The sequence below is a fragment of the Pseudomonas sp. K5002 genome (assembly GCF_013386655.1).
In the GTDB taxonomy this organism is placed as follows: Bacteria; Pseudomonadota; Gammaproteobacteria; order Pseudomonadales; family Pseudomonadaceae; genus Aquipseudomonas.
The window spans coordinates 1-5,896 of record NZ_JACARK010000277.1; the positions used below are offsets into that span (position 1 = coordinate 1).

The following is a 5,896-nucleotide window of genomic DNA, read 5'->3' on the forward strand; positions in this document are numbered from 1 at the left end:
CGCTGGGCTTCGTTATCGCTGCGGGTGGCGGCGGCCTTGGTTTGTGCGAGTTGTGCTTCGAGGCGGCGCACTTCGGCCTGGAATGGGCGTGGGTCGATCTGGAACAACAGGTCGCCTTTCTTGACCAAGGCACCTTCGGTGAAGGCGACCTGATCGATCTGGCCCGACACGCGCGGACGGATCTGCACGGTTTCCGGCGCTTCGAGCCGGCCGGTGAATTCGTCCCACTCATTGACCGGTTGTTCCAGCACCTTGGCCACGCTGACGTGGCTTGGTGGCATGGCGGCTGCCTGTTCGGGCGCTTTGCCGCAGGCGCTCATCACCATCACGGCCAAAATGGCCAAGGGATAGCGCAAATGTTTGAGTGACTGTTCCATGAGGTGCATCCGCCAATGTATTTAAGATGGGCGGATCATGCTCGGCAGGGTGCTATCTCACGAATCGAATGAAACAAAGGTAACTATCATTCGGAATGATATAAGCGTAAAGCGAGCCCTCTAGCATGGGGCTTTCGTTAGGGAGCTATCAATGCTGTTGATGACAAAGGACTGTTGCGCAAGATGCAAGGAACAGCGCGCCGCATAAATTGTCGGGCGTGTCTGCTATTCAAATGTACAGAGCGCCGGGTTGGTTGCCGTGCATTCGTTGCCTGACCATGCGCTGCCCAGAGGCCTGGCATTGACCTGGTTTTTCAGGGTCATGCTTACCGGTTCATGGTTCTGATCCAGGTAGTGGCATGCCACAGACGACTGGCCCTGGCTGCTTTGGATCACCGCCTTTTCAAAGTGGACCTGGTGCAGGTCCTTCTGCTCTGTCATCGGGTTTTGCCCGGTCCATTGCCGACCGTCCGGGCCGGACGCGGTGTAGGCGACCACTTCGCCGGTCGGCGTCTTTTTGTACGTATCTTTAAGGGCATGGGTGGGCGGGCAGGCACCAGTGCCAGCGTAGACGTTGCCCATCAACGCCATCAGGGTAATCACGAGGGCTGAGGTTTTCCTGAGCTGCCTGTTCATCACGCGTGCTCCTGGTCTGGAGTAACTGTGAGGTAAAGACTAGCCCAAACAGGCAACGCCGGAAGGTGCTAAATCCACACGTCGTTGATTGCCGTGCGCTCGCCACCCTCGCTGCCGGTGTTCAGCACGCCGCAGGGTTCGATCAACAGCAACTTCACCTCACCCAATGCGTGCGGCTTGTGCTCGACGCCCTTGGGCACCACGTACATTTCCCCTTGGCCGATGGTCACTGCGCCGTCGCGGAAGTCGATGCGCAGGGTGCCTTCGAGGACGATAAAGGTTTCATCGGTGTCGGCATGGTCGTGCCAGATGAAGTCACCTTCGATCTTCACCACCTTGAACTGGTAGTCGTTCATCTGCGCGACGACCTTGGGCGCCCATTGCTCGCTGAACAGGGCGTATTTCTCGGCGAAGTTGATCGAGGCGTAATTCGTCGAAGCGTGGGAGGCGGGCATTGTAGGTTCCAGGGTTTCAGGACATTGGAGCCTTAAGTTAGGCCTAACGGCCGGCCGGATATTGAATGATCGTGCAGCGCGCGACGGTCCTGGGTGTGTGCAACTGTTGGCTGGGCAACAGCAGTCGGACAGTTGTGGTTTGCTCGAGACAGCAAGGCCTTGTCCATTGTTTTTATCACGTTGATTTTATTGAAAATAATTTATGGCATGGGCTCTGCAATGCACACAGGTGAACCCTTTCACCCGTTGCTCAGCGGAGCCCTGTATGCCTTGCACCTTTTTCTCGCGTTCACGTTACATCTTGCTCGGCGCAGCGTTGTTGCTGGGCCACGCCGCCGTGTCCCAGGCCGCCGAGGGCGATGACGCGGTGCCGTCCCTGGCCGGCAAGCGCATTGCCGTGAGCATGACCGGCACCAGTCACTACTTCGATATCAAGGCCTTCCAGGCCCAGGTCGATGAGATCAAGCGCCTCGGCGGCACGCCGATCACCCTGGATGCAGGGCGCAACGACAAGAACCTGGTGACCCAACTGCAAACCGTGGTCACCCAGAAACCCGACGCGGTGATCCAGACCCTCGGCACCCTGAGCGTGATCGACCCGTGGCTCAAGCGCATCAGCAAGGCCGGCATCCCGCTGTTCACCATCGACGCGCCGTCGCAGTACAGCCTCAACAACACCACCTCGGATAATGTCGCCACCGGCAAGGCCCTGGCCGATCAGTTGATCAAGGATGCCGGCGGCAAGGGCAAGATCCTGGTGTTCAACGGCTTCTACGGCGTGCCGGTGTGCGCGATTCGCTACGACCAGTTGAAGCTGGCGCTCAAGGATCACCCGCAACTGGAAATCATCGAGCCGGAGCTGCGGGATGTGATCCCCAACACCGTGCAGGATGCCTATTCCCAGGTGTCCGCATTGCTCAACAAGTACCCGGCCGGCAGTGTCTCGGCGATCTGGGCGGCGTGGGACATTCCGCAACTGGGGGCAAGCAAGGCGTTGATCGACGCCAAGCGCACCGAGATCAAGACCTACGGCGTGGACGGTACGCCGGAGGTACTGGAGCTGCTCGGCCAGGCCAATTCGCCGGTGGGCGCGGTAGTCGCCCAGCAACCGGCGCTGATCGGCAAGACTGCTGTGCAGAACGTGGCCCGCTACCTGGCCGGGCAGCGCGACCTGCCCAAGGAAACCCATGTGCCGACGCTGCTGACCACCGCCGCCAACCTGGCGCAGGTCCAGCAACTGCGGGGTGATTGATGGCCGCGTTGCACTTGCAGCACCTGCGCAAACGCTTCGGCGCCACCCTGGCGCTGGATGATGCGAGCCTGAAGGTCGAGCGCGGCACCATTCACGGCCTGGTGGGCGAGAACGGTGCCGGCAAGTCGACCTTGATCAAGGTCTTGGCGGGGATCCACAAAGCGGACTCGGGGCAGGTGGGCATTGACGGTCAGGTGTACTCCGCACTGTCGCCGCGCCAGGTGGACGCGCTGGGCGTGCAGTTCATCCATCAGGAGCGGCTGTTGCCGGCGAGTTTTACCGTGGGCGAGGCGTTGTTTTTCGGCCATGAATTACGCCGTGGTCCGTTTGTCGACCGGCGCCGGCAGCAGCGCGAGGCAGAACGTTTGCTGGCGGAATATTTTGAGCTGCAACTGCCCGCCGACGCGTTGGTAGGCGAGCTGAACAGCGCCGAGCGCCAGGTGCTGCAAATCACCCGGGCGTTGATTCGCCAGCCGAAGATCCTGGTGTTCGACGAGCCCAGCGTGGCGCTGGTCAAGCGCGAAGTCGACCAGTTGCTGCGGATCGTCAAGCGCCTGCGGGACCAGGGTTTGTCGATTCTCTACATCTCCCATTACCTGCAGGAAATCGACAGCCTGTGCGATGAAGTGACGGTGTTGCGCAATGGTCGAGATGTGGCCGTGGTTGAGCCACGGCACACCTCCAGCGCGCAGATTGCGCGGTTGATGGTCAACCGCGAGGTCCAGGAGATGTACCCCAAGGCGCAGGTCGAGCGCGGCGAACCATTGCTGCAGGTGCGTGGGCTGAACCTGGCCCGGCGCTACCGGCAGATCGACCTGGAATTGCGTCGGGGCGAGATCGTCGGCCTCACCGGGCTGGTCGGCTCGGGCGCCAAGGACCTGCTCAAGACCCTGTTCGGTGTGGTGCGCGCCGACAGCGGCAGCATTCATCTGGAGGGGCGTTTGTTGCGCCTGCGTTCACCCGGAGAAGCCATTGCCCAAGGGATTGCACTGGTGCCGGAAGAACGCCGCAGCCAGGGGATTTCACCGCTGCTGTCGGTGCTGGAAAACCTCACGCTCGCCGGGCTTGGGCGTTTCAGTCGCTGGGGGTTACTGAGCCAGCGTAAGGAGCAGGCCGAAAGCCTGCGGCTGATCGACGAGTTGGCGATCAAGACGCCGGGCCCGCAGGCTGCCGTCAGCCAGCTCAGCGGCGGCAACCAGCAGAAAGTCGCCCTGGGCAAATGGCTGAGCCGGCGCTCGGCGGTGTACCTGTTGGACGAACCGTGCGTAGGTGTGGACGTCGGCGCCAAGGTCGAGATTTATCGCGTGATCGGGCGGCTGGTGGAAGAGGGCGCAGCGGTGCTGGTGCTGTCTTCTGATTTGCCCGAGCTGTTGGGGATCTGCGACCGCATCCTGGTGTTGCATCGCGGTGAAATAGCCGGGGAGTTCCATGCCGGTGAGGCGGACAGTGATCAACTGTTGGCGTGTGCCACGGGTGCGGTGCAGTCCACAGTGGCTGTGCAGGTGAAACAGGAGGTGGCGCATGTCCCTGCTTGAAGCTGCTACTCCTGGCTTGTCCCAACGGTTATGGGTACTGCTGTTGCGGCGCGGCTCGGTGGGCGTATTTCTCGCGATTTTGCTGGGCTTTGCCGTCGCCGCGCCGAACTTCTTTTCAGTCGGCAATATCGCGAATGTGTTCAGCCAGTCGGCGATCCTCGGCGTACTGGCCTTCGGCCTGACCTGCGTGATTATCGGCGGCGGCTCCAACGTGGTGGCGGGCGGGCTTGATCTGTCGCTGGCGGCCAATTTGGGCTTGTGCGCGGCCGTGTTCAGTCGACTCAACAACGCAGGCCTCGACCTGTGGGCAAGCCTGCTGCTGACCTTGGGTTGCGGCCTGGCGGTGGGCCTGCTCAATGGCCTGGCCGTGGTGGTGCTGCGCTTGCCACCGTTGCTCGCAACGCTGGCAAGCATGAATGTACTGGCCGGGCTGGAGCTGGTCCTCACCGAAAACACCGTGGTCTCGACTGACTCACCGTTGCTCGACCTGCTCAGTGGCGGGACCTGGCTGGGCGTGCCGGCACTCGCCTGGGTGTTGCTGGTGACGGCCTTTGTGTTGACGCTGCTGATCCAGCACACCGCCTATGGGCTGCGCCTGCATGCCGTCGGCGAGTACCCGCACGCCGCCGAGGCCGCCGGGATTCGAGTGCCGGCCTACGTGCTCTCCAGTTATTTGCTCTCTGGGCTGTGTGCCGCGGTGGCGGCTTTGTGTTCAGCGGCATTTTTCAGCGGCAGCACCACCGGCTCCGGTGACATGCTGTTGTCGGTGGTCGCCATAGCCTTTCTTGGCGTGGTGTTTTCCCGGCGACTGGTGGCAAGCATCCCCGGCACCTTGCTCGCGACGCTGTTGATCGGCTTTTTGATCAACGGGTTTCAGTTGCTCAACGTATCGAGCTTCTGGGTCAACGGTGTCCAGGGCGTGTTGATTCTGCTGGTGGTCGCCGCTTCCAGCGCATTGAACCGGGGAGAACATTCATGAGTCAGGTATCCATCCTGCAAGCCCATGGCGGCTGGCGTTCGCTGTTGCCCCTGACGTTGCCGCTGGTGTTCGTGGCCATCGTGGTGGTGTTTGCCTGGCAGGCCCCGGGGTTTCTCAGTGGCGGCAACCTGAAAAGCCTGGTGCTGAATAACTTCGTGCTGCTGGCGATTGTTGCGATCGGCATGACCTATGCGGTGGCGGCCGGTGGCATCGATCTGTCGGTAGGCACCGCGCTGGATTTCGCCAGCTTCAGCTTCGTGGTGTTGCTTAACGCCGGGCACGGGCTGGGTGTGGCGATTGCCGGTGCGTTGGCCGCCGGGCTGCTGGTAGGGCTGTTCAATGCCGGCTTGATCGCGGGGCTGCGGATCAGTCCGTTCCTGGCCACCCTCGGCACCTTGTTTATCGGCACCAGTGCCCAGCAACTGCTCTCGGACGGCGGCCAGCCAATTTATATCGCCCAGGGTTTCAAGCCGGAACTGGCGAGCTTCAGCCCGTTGGGCGTGCCCTTGCCGCTGTTGATCGTGCTGGTATTGGCCGTGGTCTACGGCCTGTTGCTGGCCCGTGGACGCCTGGGGCGCGAACTGCTGGCCCAGGGTACCCAGCCGCTGTTGGCGTATTACTCGGGGTTGTCGGTGCGGCGCATCGTCACCACCACGGTGCTG

General features: G+C 61.8%; 7 protein-coding genes. 4 read left to right on the forward strand and 3 right to left on the reverse strand.

What is annotated here, in order from left to right:
- The 3 genes from HX846_RS14400 to HX846_RS14410 all read right to left on the reverse strand — a co-directional run.
- A partial coding sequence (locus HX846_RS14400; RefSeq protein WP_178965597.1) for an efflux RND transporter periplasmic adaptor subunit occupies window positions 1–377 on the reverse strand: 377 nt, incomplete at its 3' end.
- 225 nt (window positions 378–602) lie between these two features.
- Window positions 603–1,013: a DUF3757 domain-containing protein gene (locus HX846_RS14405; RefSeq protein ID WP_087694535.1), complete on the reverse strand. Its 411-nt coding sequence runs from the start codon at window positions 1,011–1,013 to the stop codon at window positions 603–605.
- A gap of 68 nt (window positions 1,014–1,081) precedes the next feature.
- Window positions 1,082–1,468, reverse strand: a complete 387-nt coding sequence (locus HX846_RS14410) for a cupin domain-containing protein (RefSeq protein ID WP_087694534.1) — start codon at window positions 1,466–1,468, stop codon at window positions 1,082–1,084.
- A 265-nt stretch (window positions 1,469–1,733) separates the two neighbouring features.
- Here HX846_RS14410 and HX846_RS14415 point away from each other — a divergent pair, with 265 nt between their 5' ends.
- The 4 genes from HX846_RS14415 to HX846_RS14430 form a co-directional block, all read left to right on the forward strand.
- The gene (locus HX846_RS14415) at window positions 1,734–2,720 is read left to right on the forward strand and encodes a sugar ABC transporter substrate-binding protein (protein ID WP_003210861.1); all 987 of its coding nucleotides are present in this window, start codon (window positions 1,734–1,736) and stop codon (window positions 2,718–2,720) included.
- Window positions 2,720–4,255, forward strand: a complete 1,536-nt coding sequence (locus tag HX846_RS14420; RefSeq protein ID WP_178965598.1) for a sugar ABC transporter ATP-binding protein — start codon at window positions 2,720–2,722, stop codon at window positions 4,253–4,255. Before HX846_RS14415 ends, HX846_RS14420 begins: the two co-directional genes overlap by 1 nt.
- The gene (locus HX846_RS14425) at window positions 4,242–5,234 is read left to right on the forward strand and encodes an ABC transporter permease (protein WP_102369138.1); all 993 of its coding nucleotides are present in this window, start codon (window positions 4,242–4,244) and stop codon (window positions 5,232–5,234) included. Before HX846_RS14420 ends, HX846_RS14425 begins: the two co-directional genes overlap by 14 nt.
- On the forward strand, window positions 5,231–5,896 hold a 666-nt coding region (locus HX846_RS14430; RefSeq protein WP_178965599.1), incomplete at its 3' end, for an ABC transporter permease. The genes HX846_RS14425 and HX846_RS14430, both read left to right, overlap by 4 nt.

Coding starts and splice junctions, on each gene's coding strand:
- HX846_RS14420 (WP_178965598.1), top strand. CDS start 2,720: ATGGCCGCGTTGCACTTGCAGCACCTGCGCAAACGCTTCGGCGCCACC.
- HX846_RS14415 (WP_003210861.1), top strand. CDS start 1,734: ATGCCTTGCACCTTTTTCTCGCGTTCACGTTACATCTTGCTCGGCGCA.
- HX846_RS14410 (WP_087694534.1), bottom strand. CDS start 1,468: ATGCCCGCCTCCCACGCTTCGACGAATTACGCCTCGATCAACTTCGCC.
- HX846_RS14425 (WP_102369138.1), top strand. CDS start 4,242: ATGTCCCTGCTTGAAGCTGCTACTCCTGGCTTGTCCCAACGGTTATGG.
- HX846_RS14405 (WP_087694535.1), bottom strand. CDS start 1,013: ATGAACAGGCAGCTCAGGAAAACCTCAGCCCTCGTGATTACCCTGATG.